This window comes from Nonomuraea sediminis (genome assembly GCF_018531495.1).
Lineage (GTDB): Bacteria > Actinomycetota > Actinomycetes > Streptosporangiales > Streptosporangiaceae > Nonomuraea > Nonomuraea sediminis.
The window spans coordinates 165,312-186,507 of sequence record NZ_JAHDTI010000010.1; the positions used below are offsets into that span (position 1 = coordinate 165,312).

Annotated in this window: 21 protein-coding genes; 10 read left to right on the forward strand and 11 right to left on the reverse strand. The window is 70.2% G+C overall.

Going from position 1 to position 21,196, the window contains the following annotated elements:
- Positions 1-24: 24 nt before the first annotated feature.
- Positions 25-1,392: a DHA2 family efflux MFS transporter permease subunit gene (locus tag KIK09_RS35390; RefSeq protein WP_214323796.1), complete on the reverse strand. Its 1,368-nt coding sequence runs from the start codon at positions 1,390-1,392 to the stop codon at positions 25-27.
- A 103-nt stretch (positions 1,393-1,495) separates the two neighbouring features.
- On the opposite strand from KIK09_RS35390, the gene KIK09_RS35395 reads away from it, so the two are divergent.
- Complete coding sequence (locus KIK09_RS35395; RefSeq protein ID WP_214323797.1) at positions 1,496-2,233, forward strand: TetR/AcrR family transcriptional regulator; 738 nt, start codon at positions 1,496-1,498, stop codon at positions 2,231-2,233.
- A 120-nt stretch (positions 2,234-2,353) separates the two neighbouring features.
- Here KIK09_RS35395 and KIK09_RS35400 read toward each other — a convergent pair whose 3' ends face one another.
- Positions 2,354-3,244: a LysR family transcriptional regulator gene (locus KIK09_RS35400; protein WP_214323798.1), complete on the reverse strand. Its 891-nt coding sequence runs from the start codon at positions 3,242-3,244 to the stop codon at positions 2,354-2,356.
- 103 nt (positions 3,245-3,347) lie between these two features.
- On the opposite strand from KIK09_RS35400, the gene KIK09_RS35405 reads away from it, so the two are divergent.
- The 5 genes from KIK09_RS35405 to KIK09_RS35425 all read left to right on the forward strand — a co-directional run bounded on the left by KIK09_RS35405 (position 3,348) and on the right by KIK09_RS35425 (position 7,316).
- Positions 3,348-3,899, forward strand: coding sequence for a dihydrofolate reductase family protein (locus KIK09_RS35405; RefSeq protein WP_214323799.1), 552 nt, complete (start codon positions 3,348-3,350; stop codon positions 3,897-3,899).
- Between the two features lie 6 nt (positions 3,900-3,905).
- Positions 3,906-5,123: an MFS transporter gene (locus tag KIK09_RS35410; RefSeq protein WP_214323800.1), complete on the forward strand. Its 1,218-nt coding sequence runs from the start codon at positions 3,906-3,908 to the stop codon at positions 5,121-5,123.
- Between the two features lie 80 nt (positions 5,124-5,203).
- Entirely contained in the window at positions 5,204-5,611 is a 408-nt protein-coding gene (locus tag KIK09_RS35415) for a YciI family protein (protein WP_214323801.1), read from the forward strand.
- Positions 5,608-6,753, forward strand: a complete 1,146-nt coding sequence (locus tag KIK09_RS35420) for an RNA polymerase sigma factor (protein WP_214323802.1) — start codon at positions 5,608-5,610, stop codon at positions 6,751-6,753. The genes KIK09_RS35415 and KIK09_RS35420 overlap by 4 nt, the downstream gene beginning before the upstream one ends.
- Positions 6,754-7,079: 326 nt before the next feature.
- Positions 7,080-7,316 (forward strand): cytochrome P450, encoded by a 237-nt coding sequence (locus KIK09_RS35425; RefSeq protein ID WP_214323803.1) that lies wholly within the window; start codon positions 7,080-7,082, stop codon positions 7,314-7,316.
- A 4-nt stretch (positions 7,317-7,320) separates the two neighbouring features.
- Here the strand turns inward: KIK09_RS35425 and KIK09_RS35430 are convergent, their stop codons facing one another.
- Positions 7,321-8,253, reverse strand: coding sequence for a LysR family transcriptional regulator (locus tag KIK09_RS35430; RefSeq protein ID WP_214323804.1), 933 nt, complete (start codon positions 8,251-8,253; stop codon positions 7,321-7,323).
- Between the two features lie 100 nt (positions 8,254-8,353).
- Here KIK09_RS35430 and dnaE point away from each other — a divergent pair, with 100 nt between their 5' ends.
- A complete protein-coding gene (gene dnaE, locus KIK09_RS35435) occupies positions 8,354-11,905 on the forward strand; it encodes a DNA polymerase III subunit alpha (RefSeq protein WP_372455728.1) in 3,552 nt (1,183 codons plus the stop codon).
- The gene (locus KIK09_RS35440; protein WP_214323806.1) at positions 11,902-12,198 is read left to right on the forward strand and encodes a DUF6300 family protein; all 297 of its coding nucleotides are present in this window, start codon (positions 11,902-11,904) and stop codon (positions 12,196-12,198) included. Before dnaE ends, KIK09_RS35440 begins: the two co-directional genes overlap by 4 nt.
- A 3-nt stretch (positions 12,199-12,201) precedes the next feature.
- Here the strand turns inward: KIK09_RS35440 and KIK09_RS35445 are convergent, their stop codons facing one another.
- On the reverse strand, positions 12,202-12,786 hold the full coding sequence (locus KIK09_RS35445; protein WP_214323807.1) for a TetR/AcrR family transcriptional regulator: 585 nt from the start codon (positions 12,784-12,786) through the stop codon (positions 12,202-12,204).
- A gap of 116 nt (positions 12,787-12,902) precedes the next feature.
- Between KIK09_RS35445 and KIK09_RS35450 the strand changes: the two genes are divergently transcribed.
- The gene (locus KIK09_RS35450) at positions 12,903-13,478 is read left to right on the forward strand and encodes a TIGR03086 family metal-binding protein (RefSeq protein ID WP_214323808.1); all 576 of its coding nucleotides are present in this window, start codon (positions 12,903-12,905) and stop codon (positions 13,476-13,478) included.
- Here KIK09_RS35450 and KIK09_RS35455 read toward each other — a convergent pair.
- From KIK09_RS35455 to KIK09_RS35465, 3 genes are all read right to left on the reverse strand, one after another.
- Positions 13,475-13,864, reverse strand: a complete 390-nt coding sequence (locus KIK09_RS35455) for a cupin domain-containing protein (RefSeq protein ID WP_214323809.1) — start codon at positions 13,862-13,864, stop codon at positions 13,475-13,477. The genes KIK09_RS35450 and KIK09_RS35455 overlap by 4 nt on opposite strands.
- A 14-nt stretch (positions 13,865-13,878) precedes the next feature.
- The gene (locus KIK09_RS35460) at positions 13,879-15,024 is read right to left on the reverse strand and encodes a serine hydrolase domain-containing protein (RefSeq protein ID WP_308164485.1); all 1,146 of its coding nucleotides are present in this window, start codon (positions 15,022-15,024) and stop codon (positions 13,879-13,881) included.
- A 295-nt stretch (positions 15,025-15,319) separates the two neighbouring features.
- The gene (locus KIK09_RS35465) at positions 15,320-16,288 is read right to left on the reverse strand and encodes a helix-turn-helix domain-containing protein (RefSeq protein WP_214323810.1); all 969 of its coding nucleotides are present in this window, start codon (positions 16,286-16,288) and stop codon (positions 15,320-15,322) included.
- 101 nt (positions 16,289-16,389) lie between these two features.
- Here KIK09_RS35465 and KIK09_RS35470 point away from each other — a divergent pair, with 101 nt between their 5' ends.
- Positions 16,390-17,409, forward strand: a complete 1,020-nt coding sequence (locus KIK09_RS35470) for a saccharopine dehydrogenase family protein (protein ID WP_214323811.1) — start codon at positions 16,390-16,392, stop codon at positions 17,407-17,409.
- 27 nt (positions 17,410-17,436) lie between these two features.
- Here KIK09_RS35470 and KIK09_RS35475 read toward each other — a convergent pair whose 3' ends face one another.
- From KIK09_RS35475 to KIK09_RS35490, 4 genes are all read right to left on the reverse strand, one after another.
- Complete coding sequence (locus tag KIK09_RS35475; protein WP_214323812.1) at positions 17,437-18,150, reverse strand: TioE family transcriptional regulator; 714 nt, start codon at positions 18,148-18,150, stop codon at positions 17,437-17,439.
- A 75-nt stretch (positions 18,151-18,225) separates the two neighbouring features.
- The gene (locus KIK09_RS35480) at positions 18,226-19,356 is read right to left on the reverse strand and encodes an ABC transporter ATP-binding protein (RefSeq protein ID WP_214323813.1); all 1,131 of its coding nucleotides are present in this window, start codon (positions 19,354-19,356) and stop codon (positions 18,226-18,228) included.
- A gap of 10 nt (positions 19,357-19,366) precedes the next feature.
- Positions 19,367-20,176: a DeoR/GlpR family DNA-binding transcription regulator gene (locus KIK09_RS35485; protein ID WP_214323814.1), complete on the reverse strand. Its 810-nt coding sequence runs from the start codon at positions 20,174-20,176 to the stop codon at positions 19,367-19,369.
- A 4-nt stretch (positions 20,177-20,180) separates the two neighbouring features.
- A complete protein-coding gene (locus tag KIK09_RS35490) occupies positions 20,181-21,194 on the reverse strand; it encodes an NAD(P)-dependent alcohol dehydrogenase (protein ID WP_214323815.1) in 1,014 nt (337 codons plus the stop codon).
- Positions 21,195-21,196: the final 2 nt, after the last annotated feature.

Consider the following 21,196-nt stretch of genomic DNA (forward strand, 5'->3'; position numbering starts at 1 on the left):
GTACATCAGGGAGTTAGCGGAGGCTCAGGCGTGGGCTTGCTGGGCGTGTTTGGGCAGGAAGCCGACCAGGAGCAGGGTGAGCAGGTAGAGGGCGGCGGTGAGTGCGGTGACGACTTCACCGGCGTCGAAGAAGCCGCCATGCCCGGCCTGGGCGAAGAAGACGGTGCCGAGGGCGGCAGCGCCGATGGCGTTGGCGAACTGCTGGACGGCGTTGAGCATGCCCGATCCGGTGCCGACCTCTTCGGCGGTGGCCTCGCCGAGGACGTAGTCGAAGATGGGGATGAACACCAGGCCGGAACCGAAACCGGCGATCAGCAGCGCGGGCGCCAGAGTCCAGGAGGTCAGGGAGTCCTGCCCGTGGGCGATGGTCCACCACAGCACGATCAGCCCGACGGCGGCGATGCCGAGGCCGAGTTGGAGGGTGGCGCGGCCGAGGCGTTCGGCGAGGAAGGCTCCGGCGAGGCCGACGGCGATGGCGCTCCCGAGGGCCCAGGGGATCAGGGTGAGGCCGGTGTGCAGGGGTGTCCAGTCCGCGCCGAGTTGCAGCATCAGGTTGAGGGCGAGCTGGAATCCGGTGAGTGCGGCGTAGAAGCCGCAGACGATGACCAGGCCCACGACGAAGCTGCGCTTGCGGAACAGCGACGGGGTGATCACCGGATGTGCGCTGCGGCGTTCGGAGATCACGAACAGCGCGAGGACCAGGATGGAGGCGGGCATCATGGCGTAGGTCCAGAAAGGCCAGCCGAGTTCGCGGCCCTGGACCAGCGGGATGATCAGTAGGGCTGAGGCCAGGGTGAGGAGGCCGACGCCGCGCAGGTCGAGCCGGGCGCTGGTGTCCTCGCCGGCGTTGCGGGGCAGGAAGTACCGGCCCAGACCCAAGGCGGCCAAGCCGATGGGGACGTTGATCAGGAAGATCGAGCGCCACTGGCTGCCGAACAGGTCCAGGTGCAGCAGCCAGCCGGCCAGGATCGGCCCGGCCACGGTGGCCAGGCCCATGATCGGGCCGAACGGGATGAGGGCGCGGCGCAGGTGCTCGGGCGGGAAGACGACCTTCACCAGCGCGAAGCCTTGCGGGATCATCACCGATCCGCACAGGCCCTGCAGCGCGCGGGCGCCGATCAGGAACCCGACGCCGGGGGCGAGGCCGCAAGCCAGCGAGGACAGGGTGAACCCGGCCATGCCGAGCAGGAACAGGCGGCGGCGGCCGATCAGATCGCCCAGCCGTCCGGAGGTGACCAGGCCGAGGGCGAACGCCGCGGTGTAGGCGGCCAGGACCCACTGCACGGTGGTGTCGCTGCCGCCCAGATCAGCCCGGATCGAGGGTCCGGCGAGGTTGGCGACGGTGGAGTCCAGCACGTCCATGAGGTCGGCGATGACCACCACCGCGAGCACGAGCCAAGCCCTCCGTAGCGACAGGGTCAGAGAACTTTGTTCAGTAGTCATGAACTAAGTTCTAGGCTACGAACATAGTTCATGTCAAAGTAGGGTGGTGAGCATGGATCCGAGAGCACGCCGGACGGCCCGGCACCTGCAGCCCGGCGGCGCCCCGGCTCACCCCGAGCCGCGCCGGAAGCCCCTCACCGTTGACAGGATCGTCGACGCCGCCCTGCACGTGGTGGCGACTCAGGGCTACGACGCGTTGACGATCCGCGCCATCACCGGCGAGCTGGGCACCAGCCCGTCCTCGCTGTACGCGCACGTGGTGAACAAGGCCGACATCGACGATCTGATCGTGGGACGGCTCAGCTCCGAGCTCGTGCTGCCCGAACCGGACCCGGCCCGGTGGCGGGAGCAGATCCACGGCGTCTATGGCCAGATCCGCGACCAATACCTGCGCTACCCCGGCATCTCCCGCGCCGCGCTGGCCGCCGTCCCCACCAACCTGGAGACCCTACGGGTCGGCGAAGCGATCCTGGCGATCCTGCTCGCCGGCGGAATTGACCCCCAGACCGCGGCCTGGGCAATGGACTCGCTGTCCCTCTACACCGCCGCATACACCCTGGAGATCTCCCTGGTCCACGCGCGAAAGACCGACCAGGGACATGAATGGGTCCTCAGCCGCGACGAACTCCTCGACCGCCTCGGCAACCTGCCCGCGGAACGGTTCCCCCACACCAGAGAGCACGCCGCCGAACTGACCTCCGGCAGCGGACACCAGCGGTTCGACTTCACCCTCGACCTGATGCTCGACAGCATCTCGCGGTCCGTCGCCTGCCCGACAGTGTCTCGGTGAACAGCAGGCCGTACGGCAGGCCGCGATCGCCTCGATCCGCACCAGGACGCGGCTCACCCGGGCTAGCCACGCGCAGGTGCAGAAGCCGCAGAAACGGCCAGCCGTACGAACAGCCGTGTGTCACGCCTCCAGGTCGGCTGGGGGTCGCAGGGCGTTGGTGGTGGTGCGCAGGGCGGTGATGAAGGCGGTGGTGGCCGGCGGGTCGGGTGGTTCGCCGAACGTGGCGAGGTAGATCCGGCGCCGGAACGCGGTCAGTTCGCTGGCAACGACCCCTTCCGCGTGGTGTGAGCGCAGAGCGAGTCCTGGCATGGTGGTGACCCCGAGCCCGACGGCGACGAAGGCCTGCTCGACGACGATGTCGTCGCTGACGTAGGCGATGCGCGGGGTGAACCCGGCGGCGCCGCAGAACTGGACCAGCTCGCCGCGGCAGTTCTCGCAGCCCGCGATCCACGTCGAGTCCCGGTGGTCGGCGAGCGTCTCCTCGGCGTGCCTGCTGAGCAGGTACATCGGGTCGTCGAGGAGGTAGGAGTAGCGGATGCCGTCGTCCGGGACGGTGTCGTCGTAGCGGTAGACGATGGCCAGGTCGGCCGAGCCGTCGCGCAGCTGCCGATATGCCAGCTCGGGATGGGCGTCGGCCAGGTGGAGTTCGATGTTCGGGTAGGACCGGGACAGCGCCGTGGCCGCCGGCGGGACCAGGACGCTCAGGGCCGAGCTGAAGGCCGCGACGCGGACCCGGCCGGTCTGCAGCCCGAGCTGGGCGGCCAGTTCAGCGCCGGCCGCGTCGACCCGGCCGACGATCTCCGCCGCGCGGCGGGCGAGCAGCTCGCCCTCGGGGGTGAGCCGGATGCCGCGCCCGGCGCGCTGGATCAGCCTGGCTCCTGTCGCCGCTTCCAGCCGGGCCAGATGGTGGCTGATCGAAGGCTGCGAATAGTGCAACGCCCGGGCCGCTTCGGTGACCGAGCCGTGGGCGGCGACCGCTGCCAGGACGCGGAGCCGTACGAGATCGAGCATTCATCAAGACTATCGATGGATTTTCGCCGAATGTGGCATTAGACGCATACGACCTCTTGAGTGCAGGCTCGTCGGTGAGACCAACCGCAAAGAAGGAAACGCCATGACTGGAAAAGTGCTCTGGTGCTTCACGATGTCCCTTGACGGGTTGGTGGCCGGTCCGAACCACGAGATGGGCTGGATGACCGGGTTCACGGTCCGTCCGGGCCTGATCGACGAGTACATCGAGAGCACGGGCGCGGTGTTGGGGGGTCGAGACGGTTGGGACGCGACCGTGGGCAGGAGCCGCCCATGGGGCGGCGCCTGGCACGGACCGATCTTCGTGCTCACCCACCACCCCGAGGACGCCACGCCCGCTGACGACGTCACGTTCCTGAACTGTGGCCCGGCCGAGGCGGTGCGGATCGCGCTGGCGGCGGCCGGCGGCAAGAACCTCGGGGTGTTCTCGCCCAACATCGGCGCTCAGCTTCTCGAACTGGGACTGATCGACGAGATCGACCTGCACATCGCACCGATCCTGCTCGGCGACGGGATTCGGCTGTACGACAACCCCGGCGGTGAGCCGATCCGCCTCCACGGCCTCGAAGGCGACCCCAGGTCGGCCGTCCGCGTACGGTACCGGCCCACCACGACGGCGAAGATCTCGGGCACCTGAGGGGTCATGCGTACCTACCGGGAACTGTTTCGAACGCCCGAGTTCACGCCGCTGTTCGTGGCCTCATGCGCGCACGTCGCCTCGACCACGCTGAACGGGCTCGCGCTCGCCACACTGGTGTACGCCCGCACGGAATCCCCGCTCCTGGCCGCGTTGAGCATGTTCGGGCCGTCGTTCGCCGAACTCGTCGGCGCGACCACGCTCCTGTCGGTGGCCGACCGGGTGCAGCCGCGTGCGGCGCTGACGCTCACCACGCTCGCCGCCGGCGCGGCCGGCTTGACACTGGCCACGCCGGGCATGCCGCTGTGGGCGATGTTCGCGGTGATCTCAGTGATGGGCCTGGTCACCTCGGTCGGCAGCGGTGTCCGGTACGGCCTGCTCAACGAGATCGTGCCGCCGGACGGGTACGTACTCGGCCGGTCGGTCCTCAACATCTCGGTCGGGGCGATGCAGATCGCCGGTTTCGCCCTTGGTGGCATCCTGCTGACGGTGGTGTCGCCGCGCGCGACGCTGACCATCGGCGCGGCGCTGGCCTTCGGCGCCGCGCTGGTCCTGCGGTGGGGACTCAGCGCCCGCCCGGCGCGGATGTCCGGCCGCCCGTCCATCGCGGTTACCTGGCGGGTCAATCGGCATCTGCTGTCCACTCCGGCCCGCCGGGCCGTCTACCTGTCGATGTGGGTACCCAACGGCCTGGTGGTCGGCTGCGAGGCGCTGTTCGTGCCCTACGCACCGCAGGCCGCAGCCGCGCTGTTCGTCGCGGCGGCGCTGGGCATGCTGTTCGGCGATCTGGCCGCCGGACGGTTCCTGTCGCCGGAGGCACGGCGGCGGTTCGTCACCCCGCTGCGGTTCTTGCTCGCGCTGCCGTACCTGCTGTTCGCGTTACCGCTCAGCACGCCGGTCGCGGTCGGCGCCGCGGCGGTGGCATCGATCGGCTTCGCGTCCACGCTGCTGCTGCAGGAGCGCCTGATCGCGCTGATCGGCGAGGACGTCCGCGGCCAGGCGCTGGGCCTGCACGTCACCGGGATGAAGGCGATGCAGGCGGTCGGCAGCACGCTGGCCGGTCTGATCGCGCAGCACCTGCCCGCAGGTGCGGCAATGGCCGTGATGGCGGTGGCATCGCTTGCCGCCACCGCCATGCTCAGTCGAGGTCTGCGGCTGTCGGATGGAGAACCGCTGCCTGAGCAAGCAGATGACCGGGTGGTCCGCGCGGCTGAACGCCGCTGATTCAGTGGATCTCGAGAAAGCTCCGTCCCGGGAGTGAACAAGGCCACAATGGGCCTGTACCACACCAAGGGAGAAACACGATGGCCAAGTACCTGCTGCTCAAGCACTACCGGGGCGCGCCGGCAGCGGTCAACGACGTGCCGATGGAGCAGTGGACGCCGGAGGAGTTCTCGGCCCACGTGCAGTACATGCGTGACTTCGCCGCCCGGCTAGTGGGCACCGGCGAGCTCGTCGACCATCAGGCGCTCCTGCCGGAGGGCACGTTCGTCCGCTACGACGGAGAGGGGCGGCCGCCGGTCACCGACGGCCCGTTCGCCGAGACCAAGGACCTGATCGCAGGCTGGATGGTGATCGACGTCGACACCTACGAGCGGGCGCTCGAGCTGGCCGGCGAGCTGTCCGCGGCTCCGGGCGCGGGTGGCAAGCCGATCCACGAGTGGCTCGAGGTGCGCCCGTTCATGGCCGAGCAGCTCACGGTGATCGAGTGAACGAGTCGCTGCTGCGGGAGCTGGTGCCCGCGGTGATCAGTGTTCTCGTCCGTCGTGGAGCCGACTTCGCGGCGGCCGAGGATGCCGTGCAGGACGCCCTGGTCGAGGCCGTGCGCGTGTGGCAGGACGACCCGCCGCGGGACGCCAAGGGCTGGCTGGTCACCGTTGCCTGGCGCAAGTTCCTCGACGCCGCCCGCGCAGAAACCTCGCGACGGCACCGCGAGCTACGCATCGAGAGCGAGCCCGCGCCCGGCCCGGGCGAGGCGGTGGACGACACGCTCCAGCTGTACTTCCTGTGCGCTCACCCGTCCCTGACACCGGCATCATCCGTCGCGCTGACGCTGCGGGCGGTCGGTGGTCTGACCACGCGTCAGATCGCGCAGGCCTATCTCGTGCCGGAGACGACCATGGCCCAGCGCATCAGCCGGGCCAAGCGCACCGTCTCGGGCGTACGGCTCAACCAGCCGGGTGACGTCGCCACCGTGCTGCGCGTCCTCTACCTCGTCTTCAACGAGGGCTACTCCGGCGACGTCGACCTCGCTGCCGAGGCGATCCGGCTCACTCGCCAGCTGGCCGTAATGACCAAGCATGAGGAGGTCGCGGGCCTGCTCGCGCTCATGCTGCTCCACCACGCCCGGCGTCCGGCACGGACGGGCCCCGACGGCAGGCTCGTGCCTCTTGCCGAGCAGGACCGCGGCCTGTGGGACACCTGCCTGATCGCCGAGGGCGTCGACGTGCTCCAGGCAGCCCTCGCCCGCGACCGGCTGGGCGAGTTCCAGGCCCAGGCGGCCATCGCCGCGCTCCACGCCGACGCCCGCACGGCCGGGGAGACCGACTGGGTGCAGATCGTCGAGTGGTACGACGAACTGGTGCGCCTCACCGACAACCCGGTGGCCCGCCTCAACCGGGCCGTCGCGGTCGGCGAGGCCGACGGCCCGCGGGCCGGGCTGTCCGCCCTGGCGGAGCTCGACCCCGACCTGCCCCGGCACACCGCCGCCGCGGCGTACCTGCACGAGCGTGACGGTGACCCGGTGACCGCGGCCCGGCTCTACGCCGAGGCCGCCCGATCAGCGCCCAACCTTCCCGAACGCGACCACCTCACGCGACAGGCCGCACGGCTCAACGCCCAACTGCGCGGTTGAGCGAACGGCTGTCGCCGCGCGCCGTACAGGCCGAGGATCGTCAGGACAGCAGGGAAGGCGGCTCGAGTGGTGGGACGATCTCCCGCGTCGAGCGCGTGAGGAGACGGTGGCGTCCCCGAGACGGAGCGCGGTCCGGACAACGAACGGAAGAAGATCTACGCTTCGGCGACCACGCCAGACCTCTCCGCGACCAAGTACGCCCCCAAGGTCCGCGGCTTCCTCGCCCGGCTCTTCGCCGATTCCAACGCCGGCAAGCCGTTGATGCACGAGTACTACCAGAACTACTTCGACCTCTACTGGGACCTCCACCTTGGTTCGAGCGGACGATGACGAACAGCCCGGACACGGCGGACGGCGGCCCGTTCACGCCACTCGACCGCTACGTGATGGAGCTCTTCCGTACGGTTTCCCCGAACGGAGGCAGCCTGTCGACCGTGAGCACCGAACGTGGCGCCGAGCCCGGCCTGGGCAGTGTCATCACCCCGCACCCTCCGGCGAGCCGGGACCCCCGGCACTGGCTCGACCCGGAGGGGTTCGATCCCGGCTTCCGGCAGGGGCCGTGAACCTTCAGGTGAACGCGGTGCGGTCGGGGGCCGGGAGCCACTGGCGGTCCGGGTCGAAGGGGCGGAAGTTGTCGGCGACGAAGCGGATGAGCCGGGCCAGCACCGGGTGATGGTTCTGCTGGTGGTAGATCAGCGAGCACGGGTACACGGGCACGGGGTCGACGATCGGGATCTGGACGGTGCGCGGATGCCAGGGCAACCGGCACCCGACCCCGACGAGCGCGACGCGTTCACCGGAGCCGATCTTCTCGACGAAGTACTCCCAGCCGAAGTCGGGCCCCGAGGTGTCGATCCGGATGTCGAACTCCTCACCCAGGAAGGCGTAGAACTCGGCCCACTCGCTGTCAGGGACGTTGCCCGGCATCCACATGGTCGATCCGGCCAGCCGTACCATCTCGACCTCCCGCAGGCCGGCGAGAGGGTGATCGCGGTCGACCAGCAGGTGCACCGGCTCCAGGCACGAGGGCACGGACCGGAGGTCCTCCTCCAGGGTCCCGCTGACGCGGGCGAAGGCGGCGTCGATGGACCCGCGGGAGAGCGCGCCGCGCGCGGATCTGAGCCCGTTGGAGGTGATGACGTCGATGTCGACGTCCTCGACGGCCTGATGGAAGGAGCGGATCAGCTCGACGGAGATGAGCCGGGTGTCGAGCACGTCGACCCTGAGCGAGCGGCGCCGGCCGCGTAGCACGTCGAGCGCCTGGTCGGCGATGCCGACGAGGGCGCGCGCGTGGTGCAGGAACGCCCTGCCGTCCTCGGTGAGGTCTGCCCCGTTGCGCGAGCGGAAGAACAGCCGGACGCCGAGATCGGACTCCAGCTTCGCGATCCGCTTGGAGACGGCCTGCTGGCTGATCCCCAACTGGGCCGCGGCCTCGCTGAAGGAGCGGTCCTCGGTGACGGCCACGAAGGCGCGTATCGCTCCCAGGTCCAGATCTGGCACAACCGGTGGTTGTGAGCCGTCGGCGTGTTGATTGTTGGACAACCCTGCCTGCTCTCGGGTCGAATGCTCGGGTTCCCGAGGGAGCCTACAACTGGGAGTGGTGGTTTCGGTGGGGTCATTCGTGCATCTCCACGTGCACACCGAGTACAGCATGCTCGACGGCGCCGCCAAGGTCGGCCTGCTGATGGACGAGGTCTCCCGGCTGGGGATGCCGGCCGTGGCGATGACCGACCACGGCAACGTGCACGGGGCGTACGAGTTCTACCAGACGGCACGCAGGACGGGCGTCAAGCCGATCATCGGCATCGAGAGCTACGTCGCCCCCGCCTCGCGGCACCACCGGCAGCCGGTGTACTACAGCGACGACCTCGCGCTGCGCCGGTCGGACGACGAGACCGGCGCGGGCGGTGACGTGTCCGGGCGCGGCCTGTACACGCACATGACCATGTGGGCGGCGGACGCGCGCGGCCTGCGCAACCTGTTCCGCCTGCAGTCGAGGGCGTGGCTGGAAGGGCATGTCCAGAAATATCCGCGCATGGATGATGAATTGCTCGCCGAGCACGGCCAGGGCGTCATCGCCACGACCGGCTGCCCGTCAGGCGAGGTGCAGACCAGGCTGCGCCTCGGCCAGTACGGCCAGGCCGTCGAGGCCGCCGCCCGATATCGCGACATCTTCGGCGCCGAGAACTATTTCCTGGAACTGATGGACCACGGCCTGGCCATCGAACGACGCGTCCGCGACGACCTCCTCAGGCTGGGCAAGCAGCTCGGCCTCCCACCGCTGGCCACCAACGACTCGCACTACGTCACCGAGGACCAGGCCAGGGCGCACGACGTGCTGCTGTGCGTGGGCACGGGCAAGCGGCTCGAGGACGCCAACCGGTTCCGCTTCAGCGGCAGCGGCTACTACCTCCAACCCGCCGATCGGATGCGCGCGCTCTGGGACGAGGAGGTGCCGGGTGCCTGCGACAACACGCTGCTGATCGCCGAGCGGATCGGCGACTACGGTGACGTGTTCGCCCACCGGGACCTGACCCCGCGCTTCCCCGTTCCCGAGGGCGAGACCGAGTCGAGCTGGCTGCGCATGCAGACCCTGGAAGGGGCGCGGAAGCGCTACGGCGCGCAGCCGCCGCGCGAGGTGCTCGACCGCATCGACTACGAACTGTCGGTCATCGACACCATGGGCTTCCCCGGCTACTTCCTGGTCGTGGCCGACATCTGCGGGTACGCCAGGGACCACGGCATCGGCCTCGGCCCCGGCCGCGGCTCGGCCACCGGGTCGATCGTCGCCTACTGCACGGGGATCACCCAGCTCGACCCGATCGAGCACAAACTGATCTTCGAGCGCTTCCTCAACCCCGAGCGCATCTCCATGCCCGACGTCGACCTCGACTTCGACGACCGGCGGCGCGACGAGATGATCGACTACGTCACCCGCAAGTACGGCGACGACCGGGTCTGCCAGATCGTCACATTCGGCACCATCAAGGCCAAGGCCGCCATCAAGGACTCGTGTCGCGTGCTCGGCCTGCCGTACGCCCTGGGCGACCGGATCACCAAGGCCTTCCCCGCGGCGGTGGGCGGCAAGGAGATCCCGCTGGCCGCGATCCACGACGGGCAGCACCCCCGCCATGGCGAGGCGGCCGAGCTGCGGCAGATGTACGAGCAGGATCCCGAGGTCAAAGGGGTGATCGACACCGCGGCCGGCATCGAGGGGCTCACCCGCGGCACCGGGATCCACGCCGCGGGCGTGATCCTGTCCAGCGAACCGCTCATCGACGTGATCCCGCTGGTCAAGCCCAAGGCCGACGGCCCGGTCATCACCGGGTTCCCGTTCACCCAGGCCGAGGACATGGGCCTGCTCAAGATGGACTTCCTCGGCCTGCGCAACCTCACCGTGATCGGCGACGCGATCGCGGGCGTCCGCGCCAACAAGGGCGTCGACATCGACATCTTCGACGTCCCGATCGACGACGCCACGACCTACGAACTGCTGGCCCGCGGTGACACGCTCGGCGTCTTCCAACTGGACAGCGGCGGCATGCGGGTCCTGCTGAAGCTGATGCAGCCGACCACGTTCACCGACATCGCCGCGGTGAACGCGCTGTACAGGCCCGGCCCGATGGAGATGAACGCGCACACCAACTACGCGCTGCGCAAGACCGGCAAGCAGCCGGTCGAGCCCATCCACCCCGAGCTCGGGGAGGCGCTCGAGCCGATCCTGGGCGACACCTACCACCTGGTCGTCTTCCAGGAGCAGGTCATGGCCATCGCCCAGCAACTGGCCGGCTACTCCCTCGGCGCCGCCGACATGCTGCGCCGCGCGATGGGCAAGAAGAAGAAGGAGGTCCTGGACGCCGAATGGGACCGCTTCTCCACGGGGATGCGCGAGCGCGGCTTCTCCGCCGGGGCGATCCGGGCGGTCTGGGACGTCCTGGTCCCCTTCAGCGGCTACGGCTTCAACAAGTCGCACACCGCCGGGTACGGCCTGGTCTCGTACTGGACCGCCTACCTCAAGGCCAACCACCCCTGCGAGTACCTGGCCGCGCTGCTCACCTCGGTCGGCGACGACAAGGACAAGATGGCCGTTTACCTGGCCGACTGCCGGCGGCTCGGCATCAAGGTGCTGCCTCCCGACGTCAACGCCAGCCTGCTGAACTTCGCCGCCGTCGACTCCGACATCCGCTTCGGGCTGGGCGCCGTGCGCAACGTCGGCGCCGGCGTGGTGGACGCCATCGTCGCCACCCGGGAGGCCGAAGGCGCCTACACCGACTTCAACGACTTCCTGGCCAAGGTCCCCTCCGCCGTCTGCAACAAGCGCGTCATCGAGTCCCTGGCCAAGGCCGGCGCCTTCGACAGTCTGGGCCACCACCGCAAGGCCCTGGTCGCGATCCACGAGCAGGCCGTCGACGCCGTCATCGACGTCAAGCGCAACGAGGCTCGTGGCCAGGACTCGCTGTTCGGCGAGCCCGCCCACAGCAGCGCCTTCTCGATCGCGATCCCCGAGGGAGAGTGGGACAAGGCCACCCTGCTGACCTACGAGCGCGACCTGCTCGGCCTGTACGTTTCCAGTCACCCGCTCGACGGCGCGGAACGCGTCCTGGAGGCCAACCGCGACACCACCATCGCCGGCCTGCTGGCCTCCGGGAGGCAGGAAGGCGCGACCCGCCTCAGCGGCATCATCTCCGGCCTGCAACGCAAGGTCACCAAGCAGGGCAGCCCGTGGGCGATCATCACCCTCGAGGATCACGACGCCGCCGTCGAGTGCCTGATCTTCCCCAAGACCTACACGCTGTACGGCGAGGCCCTGGCGCAGGACCGGGTGATCTCCGTACGGGGACGCATCAACGTACGCGACGAGTCGTTGAGCGTCTACGGCGAGGAGATCACCCTCCTCGACGTCTCCCAGCCCGACACCGAGCCACCCGTGGTGATCTCGATCAGGGAAACCCAGCTGAACCGGCGCCTCGTCCGCGAGTTCAAACACATCCTGGCCACCCATCCCGGCCGGGCGCCCGTCCACGTGCACCTGCACCGCCCCGGCACCACCGGCCTCCTGCTGGACCTCCAGCCGTTCCGGATCGCGCCGGAACCAGCGTTCTACGGCGACGTCAAGGCCCTGCTCGGCCCCGGCGCGATCGGCCACGCATGACCGGCGACTGGCCATGCCCCCGCTGCCACACCGACAGCGTCCTCGCCGTCCTACGCCTCCCCCACACCTGGACGAACAAGGTCCAGTGCATCAGCGAAATCCTCCTGTGCGCCCGCTGCGACGCGAACGACCCCCTGGTCACCTTCTTCACCGTCCACGGCACCGCCCGGCCGGACAACGCCCTCCAACTGGCCCGCGCCCTGCAGAACTGGGCCGCTAACGCCCGACCCCCGAAGCCGGACGAGAACGCCCTGGTAGCCGAAACCGAGGCCTGGCACCGCGGCGACCTGTGAACCTCACGGAATCCGTTCGGGAGTGAGTAGGCGGGTGACCAGGCTGTTGACGTAGGCGGGGGTGAGGGGGCCGGTGCCGAACAGGATGCGGACGTACATCGGGGCCAGGAGGTGGTCGAGGATGTCCAGGCCTTCCGGGGGGTGTTCGCCTCGGGTGCGGGCGCGGTCGAGCATGACCTGGAGTTGGCGTCCGCGTTCGGCGAGGAAGGCGTCGCGTGCCTGGACCCCGGCGTCTCCCGCCGTGGACAGGGCGATGACCAGGCGGAGTACTGCCAGGCCGTCGGGGCCGCTGACGTCGCGGGCGACGTTGGCGGCGTAGGTGCGCAGGTCGGTGTCCAGGCTGCCGGTGTCGGGGATGGGCGAGGTCGTGGTGAGCCAGGTGATCGCGACGTCCGTGAGCAGGGCTTCGAGGTTGCCCCAGCGGCGGTAGACGCTGGTGTCGGCCACGCCTGCGCGGGCGGCGACGTCGCCCACAGTGAAGTTGCCGTAGCCGCGTTCGGCGATCAGGCCGGTGACCGCTTGGTGGACGGCGGCGCGGACGCGGGCGCTGCGTCCGCCTGGGCGACGGGCTCGCTCCTGTTCCTGCATGCGGCCACCTTAACGCAGTCATGACTTGCGTTTGCGTGAGCGCGCCCCCTACAGTCCTCCTAATGCAGCCCTTGACTGCTTTATGAGGTTCCTGAACACAGATGTGGAGTATCGAGATGAGCAGCGTGATCGACCGGATCGACCAGGCCATCGCCATGACGGCCGGCATCGTCAAGGGCATCACCGACGATCGGCTCGCCGCCCCCACGCCCTGCCCGGAGTGGGACGTGCGCACCGAACTCAACCATCTGGTCGGCGGCATGCGGATCTTCGCCGCCGAGCTCACGGGCACCGATCCCGCCGGCGCGCACGAGGACGACTGGCTGGGCGGCGACCCGCACGCCGCCTTCGCCGTCGCCGCCGACCTCGATCGCGCGGCCTGGCACCGCCCCGGCGCCCTGGAGACGACCGTGCGCCTGGGGTTCGGTGCCGTCCCCGGGCCGATGGCCGCGCTGATCCACCTCACCGAAGTCCTGGTGCACGGCGTGGACCTGGCCGTCGCCACCGACCAGGAACACCTCGTCGACGAGCAGGCCTGCGAGCACCTGCTCACCACCATGCGCGGCATGGACTTCGACGCCTTCCGCCGCCCCGGCATGTTCGCCGCCGAAGCACCGGCCCCCGCCGGCGCCCCGGCCCATCGACGCCTCCTGGCCTTCCTCGGGCGCGACCTCCAACCAGCCGCCTCCTAAGGTCCGGTTCGCTTCTGGAGTCGGGTGCCGTGGGGCAGGGTGATGGTCAGGATGTTGCTGGGGACGTCCAGTTCGATGCGGTGCCAGCGTCCGCGCGGGACGATGGCGGCGGTTCCGGCCGTCAGCCTGATCACTTCCTCTTCCTGTCCGGGCAGCTCCGGGCGGAGGTAGAGGCGGATCTTCCCGATCAGGCAGGACACGATCTTCTCGGCCTCGGGGTGGATCTCCCAGTGATCGGCGTGGACGTCGGCGTCGGTCTTCGCGTGGAAGGCCGTGAGCTGCCAGGCGTCCTGGTCGGGGTCCTTTGCCGGCTTCCTGGCGTGGATCGTGCCGCCTTGGCGAAGGTGGATGGAGGAGGCGAAGAGATCGATCGGGACGACGGTCATGTCATCACCGCAGTTCAGCCCTCGTAGAGCGCTTGCCGGGTGAAGGCCGACAGCGCGTCGTCGATGGGGTGGCGTTGCGGCCTGCCCGAGGAGTCCGGCTCGTTCCACCTGGCGAGGTTCAGCGCGACGGACAGCTGCCGCTTGCCGTCGGCGCTTGCCAGGGACATCGTCACGGCTCCCCAGGCCGTGCCCTCGTGGCCCCAGAAGGTGCCGCAACCCGGGATCTCGACCTTCTGGAGACCGAGGCCGTACTCGATCGTGCGCTGCCCGTCCTGGGTCCGGACCGGGACCGTACGCCGCATCTGCGCCAGCGAGGAAGAGTTGACGATCTCGCCGCCGAAGAGCATCCCGTAGAAACGGTTGAGATCCTCCGGGGTCGACACCAGGGCGGCCCCCGGCCCCACCCAGGACATGTCGTAGACGCTGTAGTCGCGCGGCGGGTCGATCAGGCCGTACATCGCCTCGTACATCCGCGGGTGCGGCCCCTCGAGACGCGGCCCGTCAGGGAACGTGGTGTGCCTGAGCCCGGCGCGGTCGATGACGTTCTGAGTGATGCACTGCTCGGCAGTGGTTCCGGTCACCTGCTCCAGGAGCAAGCCGAGGATCAGGTAGTTGGTGTTGGAGTACACCCCCGGCGAGCTTCCGGGCTCGCCTACGGCGGGCGCCGTGAGCCCCATCTCGATCAGCTCGGCCGGGCTGAAGCTCCTGAGCCGGTTGTCGTCCAGGCTCTCGGGCGAAATGTCCGGCAGGGAAGGAAGCTTCGCGAGGGACGGGAACGCGTAGGGCAGGTACTCGGCGAGGCCGCTGGTGTGGTTGAGCAGCATCCGAACCGTGATCTTCTCCCCGCGCTCCCCCGGCACCAGCCACGGAAGGTGGTCGCCGATCGGCGCGTCGAGCCGGATCCGCCCCTTCTCGACCTCCTGCAGGATCGCGGCGGCGGTGAAGGTCTTGGTGATGCTGCCGACGCGCTGCAGCATGTCGGGCGTGACGGGCTCTCCGGTCCTGACATCGGCGACGCCCGAAGCGCCGCGCCATACCCGGTCGCCATCGCGCACCTCGGCGTACACGCCCGGCATCCCCGCGCGGTGGACGCCGTCCAAGGCGGACTTCAGCGCCGCGGGATCGAAACCGGTCGTCGAGCTCGGGCCGGCGGCCGGCACAGCACTCGTCTCCTCAGGTGCGGGAACTGCCGCCACCAACCCCGCGCTCGCGGACGTCTCCACTCGGTTCTTCAAGACAGCGGTCCTCTCGTGATCAATCCACGGGTACGGCAGGCCCCGTGGATCCGCATGACCGCAATCGTCGTCCAGGCGCTGCTCAGGGGCGTCGCACAGGCGAAGTCATCTGCCGCTACTGCCCCGGGATCAACGACCGGCCTGCCTACGACGCCGGGAGTACTCACCTACGCCGCAGGCATGACCGGGCACGGCGACACCGACCAGGGCAGCCGCCGGCTCATGGGCGGTCGTACGGTGACCCGCCGGCGGTCCTGGCGCGGAAGGTGCGGCGGTAGGTGTCCGGTGGCACGCCGACCGTCCGGCTGAAGTGGCGGCGCAGCGTCGTGGCGGTGCCCATGCCGGTGGCCGTCGCGATGGCGTCGACGCCGTCGTCGGTCGTCTCCAGCAGCTCCTGGGCGTGGCGGATCCGCTGGGTCAGCAACCATTGCAGCGGCGTCGTCCCGGTCACCGACCTGAAGTGGCGGCCCAGGTTGCGCGCGCTCATGCCCGCCTGCCTGGCCAGGTCCTCCACGGTCAGCGGCTGACCCAGCCGTTCGATCACCCAGGGGAAGAGCCCGGCGAGCGGGTGGTTGCCCGGGGCGGGCACGGGAGTGGTGACGAACTGGGCCTGGCCGCCGTCCCTGTGCGGCGGCACGACCAGGCGGCGGGCGACCGCGTTGGCGACCGACGAGCCGCGGTCGAGCCGGACGAGGTGCAGGCACAGATCCATGGCGGCCGCCTTGCCCGCGGAGGTGAGCACGCTGCCGTTGTCCACGTAGAGGACGTCCGGATCCACCTCCACCTGCGGATAGCGGGCGGCCAGGACGCGGGTGTGCGCCCAGTGGGTGGTCGCCCGCCTGCCGTTCAGCAGCCCCGCGGCGGCCAGCACGAACGCGCCCGTGCAGAGGGACACCACCCGCGCGCCTGCCTCGTGGGCCGCGCGCACCGCGTCGACCAGGTCGGCGGGCGGATCGACGTCGACGTCGGCCCAGCCGGGAATGATCACGGTGTCCGCACGCGCGAGCCTGTCCAGGCCGTGGTCGGGCTCCAGCAGGAACCGCCCGGCTCGCACGGTGCCTGGCCCGCAGACGACGAGGCTGTACCAGGGGTCCGCCACGCCGTCCGGGGCGGTGCCGAAGACCTCGTATGCCATGGACAGTTCGAGGTGCAGCATCCCGTCGGTGACGGCCAGCGCGACAGCGACCATGTCCGGAATTGTATGCATCATGGCGTTCCAGACGCTCACGGTGAGATGCCCGCCTTCGCCAGGATGGCGGCGGCACATCATGCGAGCGCGGGGAGAAACCCATGAAGTCGGTGGCGGTATTCGGTGCTTACGGGCACACAGGGCGGTTCGTGGTGGCGCGGCTGCGGGAGCGCGGCTTCCTCCCGGTGGTCTCCGGCCGCGACGCCGGCAAGCTCGCGGCGGCGCACCCCGGACTCGACGCCCGCCCCGCGTCCGCCGACGACCCGGCCTCGCTCGACCGCGCACTGGCCGGTACGGTCGCCGTGATCAACTGCGCCGGGCCCTTCGCCACGACGGCCGCTCCCGTGATCGAGGCGGCACTGCGCGCCGGGATCCCGTACGTGGACGTGGCGGCCGAGATCGAGGCCAACCTCGACACGTTCGCGCACTTCGCCGACCGGGCCCGCGCCGCCGGCACGGTGGTCGTCCCCGCGATGGCCTTCTACGGCGGGCTCGGCGACCTGATGGTCACCGCCGCGATGGGCGACTGGACGGAGGCCGACGAGGCGCACATCGCGTACGGGCTGAACAGCTGGCACCCCACCGAGGGGACCCGAACCGCGGGGGCGGTCTCCCGCCGGCGGCGGGACGGCCGGCGCGTCCGCTACACCGGCGGGCGGCTGGAGTACCGCCACGACGACCCGCCGGCCCTGGAGTGGACCTTCCCCGCTCCGATGGGTCCGCGGGCGGTCATCGGCGAGTTCACGATGGCCGACGTCGTCACCGTCCCCAGCCACCTGCCCATCCCCGAGGTGCGCACCTACATGACGGTCGAGGCGGCCAGGGACGTGTCGGCCCAGGACACGCCGGCGCCGGTCGCGGCCGACGAGCACGGCCGGTCCGCGCAGACGTTCCTCGTCGACGTCGTCGTACGCTCGGGCTCGCGTGAACGGCGAGCCGTGGCGAGCGGCCAGGACATCTACGCCGTCACCGCGCCGCTCGCGGTCGAAGCGGTCGAACGCATCCTCACGGGACGCACCAGGACGACCGGCGTCGCCTCCGCCGGTGAGATGTTCGACGCGGCCGACTTCCTCCGCGCGCTGTCCTCACACCTCTCCCTGGAACTCCTCGCGACCGCCTGAGCAGGTCACGCGGGCGTGGAGGCCGGGTCATGCCGGTCGGTCGGTGAGGTAGGCCTCCAGAGCGGCGGCGGCGGTGAGCATGGCGCGACTCCTGGTGGCGAGACGGGCGTGCCAGTTGCGCAGGGTCGACTCCAGCGGTGCGACGCCTCCGGCGGAGCGGACCTGGGCGATCAGCGGGGCGATCTGCTCCAGCAGGTAGCCGCCCCGTCTGAGCTGGTGGGCCAGCCGGGCGTCGCGTACGTCGGACGCGCTGTAGACCCGGTAGCCCGTCAGCGGGTCGCGGCGCGGCTGGACCAGGCCGGCGTGTTCCCATTTGCGCAGCGTGGCCGGGCGAAGACCGAGCCTCTTCGCCAGGGGGCCGATGAAGGTGTCGCCGCGTTCCTGCGGCACGGGGGCCAGGTCGCGGAGCGCGGCTTCGACGGCCTGCAGGGTGCGGCGGTCGTCGAGGAGCTGGGCGTGGCTCTCGTCGATGATCCGCAGCGCGTCCTCTGTCACGTCCCGGTTGATCGCCTGCATGATCGACGTGGCGGTCGCGTGGCCGTGTCCTGGCACGAGGGCGAGGAAGGCGCGCAGGGCTTGTGCGTGCAGCGGCGTGTAGGTCCGATAGCCGTGAGGGGTGCGTTCGGCGGCGGGCAGGATGCCCGCCTCCTCGTAATTCCTGACCGCCTGCGTGGACAGACCGTGCTCGCGCGCCAGGTCGACCGGCCTGAGGCGCTTGACGTATTGAAGGTTTCGTCCCATGACCCTGCCGATATCGCGGAAAAGCTTACAAAGCAGTTCCACGATACCGTCACAGGGCTGCAACCTCGTCGGCGATCAGGTGTCGTGGTCTCCGGCGGGCAGTCGCTGGCCGGTGACCGCGGAGAACAGGCGCTCCTTCCCGGGACGGATGCGCAGCCGTACCCGCTCGCCCTTGGCCGGCGGCGCGTTCGGGTCGACCCGCGCGATGACGGTCTGGTCCCGCAGCGCCGGATCGTCGGTGTCGACGTACTGGCCGTACAGGAAGGCGTCCGAGCCGAGCTCCTCGACGACCGTGACGACGACGGGGAAGGTCGACTCGCTGGTGTCGCCCTCGCCGACCACGTCGACGCCCTCGGGCCTGAAGCCCAGGATGACCCGGTCGCTGCCTTCGTGCTTGAGCGCCTGCAGCGTCTCGCGCGGCAGCAGGATCCGCATGTCGCCGAGGACGGCGTGCTCGCCGTCGACGCGGTACTCCGCGAGGTTCATCGCCGGAGAGCCGATGAAGCCGGCCACGAACACGTTCTCCGGGTGCTGGTACAGCTGCAGCGGCGTGTTGACCTGCTGGAGCAGGCCGTCCTTGAGCACGGCCACCCTGTCGCCCATCGTCATGGCCTCGACCTGGTCGTGGGTCACGTAGACCGTCGTCGTCCCGAGCCGGCGCTGCAGGGCCGCGACCTGGGTGCGGGTCTGCACGCGCAACTTGGCGTCCAGGTTGGACAGCGGCTCGTCCATCAGGAACACCTTCGGCTCGCGCACGATCGCCCGGCCCATGGCCACGCGCTGGCGCTGCCCTCCGGACAGCTCCTTCGGCTTGCGGTCCAGGAACTCCTCCAGGTCGAGCAGGCGCGCGGCCTCGCGGACCCGGCGGTCGCGCTCCTCCTTCGGCGCCTTGATCACTCGCAGCGCGAATCCCATGTTGTCGGCCACGGACATGTGCGGGTAGAGCGCGTAGTTCTGGAACACCATCGCGATGTCCCTGTCGCGGGGCGCCAGATGGGTGACGTCACGCTCGCCGATGCTGATCCGGCCGCCGTCGACCCGTTCGAGCCCTGCCAGCATGCGCAGCGACGTGGACTTCCCGCAGCCCGACGGCCCCACGAGGACCAGGAACTCGCCGTCGGTGATGTCGAGGTCGAGCGCGTCCACCGCGGGTCGTACCGTTCCCGGGTAGACGCGAGTCGCCTGGTCGTAAGTGACTTTCGCCATCGGTCTCTCCTTACATTCGCGGCCGGCCGTACGGGACGTCGACGAGCAGCAGGCGGGCGCCGAGCCTGCGGACGGCCCGCTCCTCGTCCTGCGGTACGCCCCGATCGGTGATCACGGCGTCGTAGGCGCTGACGTCGCGGTGGCTGAAGGGCGCGTGGCGGCCGAACTTGGTGGAGTCCACGAGCAGCAGGTGCTGCCCGGACGCGTCGAGCATCGCCTCCTTGACCGCGGCGTGGCCCCGGATCGGGTGGTAGAGGCGGCCGCGGGTGATGGCGACCGCCGACATGAGCGCCAGGTCTGCGTGCAGCCGCTGCAGGGCGCGTGACACCTCGGGCCCGACCGTCGAGTCGAAGACGCTCTGGTAGTCGCCGCCCAGCAGCACCGCTTCGCTGCGCTCGGTGGCGGCCACGATGCGCGCGATCAAGACGGAGTTGGTGACCACCGTGTAGGCGCCGCGCTCGTCGAGCCGCCGGGCCAGGGGGAACAGCGTCGTGGAGTCGTCCATGAGGATCACTCCTCTGGGCGGCAGCAGCCCCAGGGCGGCCTCGGCGATCGCTTCCTTCTCCGCCAGCCGGACCTGCCTGCGCAGTTCCGCGGGGACCTCGGTGGTGACGGCCGCGACGATCACCGCGCGGCCGCGGTACTTGCGCAGCAGGGAACGGCCGGCCAGCGCGTCCAGGTCCCGATGCATGGTCATCAGGCTGACGCCGAACTCCCCCGCCAGCTCGGCGATGCCCGCCTCCCCCGCTGCGGCGACGCGCGTGAGCACCGCCCGCCGTCGCTCCTCGAGGCCTGCGGTCGTGGTCCTGGCTCTCGCCATGCCATCACTCCAGGGGTCGTACAACGGTCTTGACCACCTCGGGATGTCGGCTACCTGCCCTGAGCGCGTGTTCCACCTCGTCCAGGCCGTGGTGGCCGGTGACGAGGGCGTCCAGCGTGACGCGTCCTGAAGCGGCGAGCGCGATGGCCTGCGGCCAGGTGTTGGCGTAGCGGAAGGTGCCCGTGACCTCGAGCTCGCGGGTCTGCACGTGAGCCAGAGGCAGCGGGATCTCCTCGCCGCCCATGCCGACCAGGACGACGCGTCCCGCCCGGCCGACGGCACGGATGGCCTCGCCGACGGCGGCCGGATGGCCCGAGCACTCGAGCAGCACGTCGGGCTCGAACCCGGCGTCGGACAGGCTGTTCTCGCGCACGTCGAGGGTCTCGCTCGCGCCGAGCTCGCGTGCCAGGCGCAGGCGGGCCATGTTGATGTCGGTGATCATGACGTCGGTGGCGCCGAAGGCGAGCGCAGCCTGCATGCACAGCAGCCCGACCGGGCCGGCGCCGGTGACGAGCACGCGGCTGCCCGGCTCGACCCGCGCCTTCCTGCAGGCCCACACGCCCACCGACAGCGGCTCGATCAGGGCGGCCGCGTCGTCGGACAGGCTGTCGGGAACCGGATGGGCGAACTCCTCGTGCAGCGTGACGTATTCGCAGAAGGCGCCGTCGATCGGCGGCGTGCCGAAGAACCGCATCCCGGGGCAGAGGTTGTACCTGCCGGCCCGGCACTGCACGCAGGTGAAGTCGGGCACCCCGGGCTCCAGCGACACGCGCTGCCCCCGCCGGTGGCGGGTGACGTCGGAGCCGTCGGCGACCACGGTCCCCGACGGCTCGTGCCCGAGCACCAGTGGCGATTCGACCACGAAGTCGCCGATCCGGCCGTGCTCGTAGTAGTGCACGTCGGAACCGCACGTTCCGACGGAGGCGACCTGGACGAGCACCTCCCGCGGGCCCGGCTCGGGCCTGGGCCGCTCCTCCAGCACGATCTTGCCGACGCCATGCAGTACGGCCGCGCGCATGC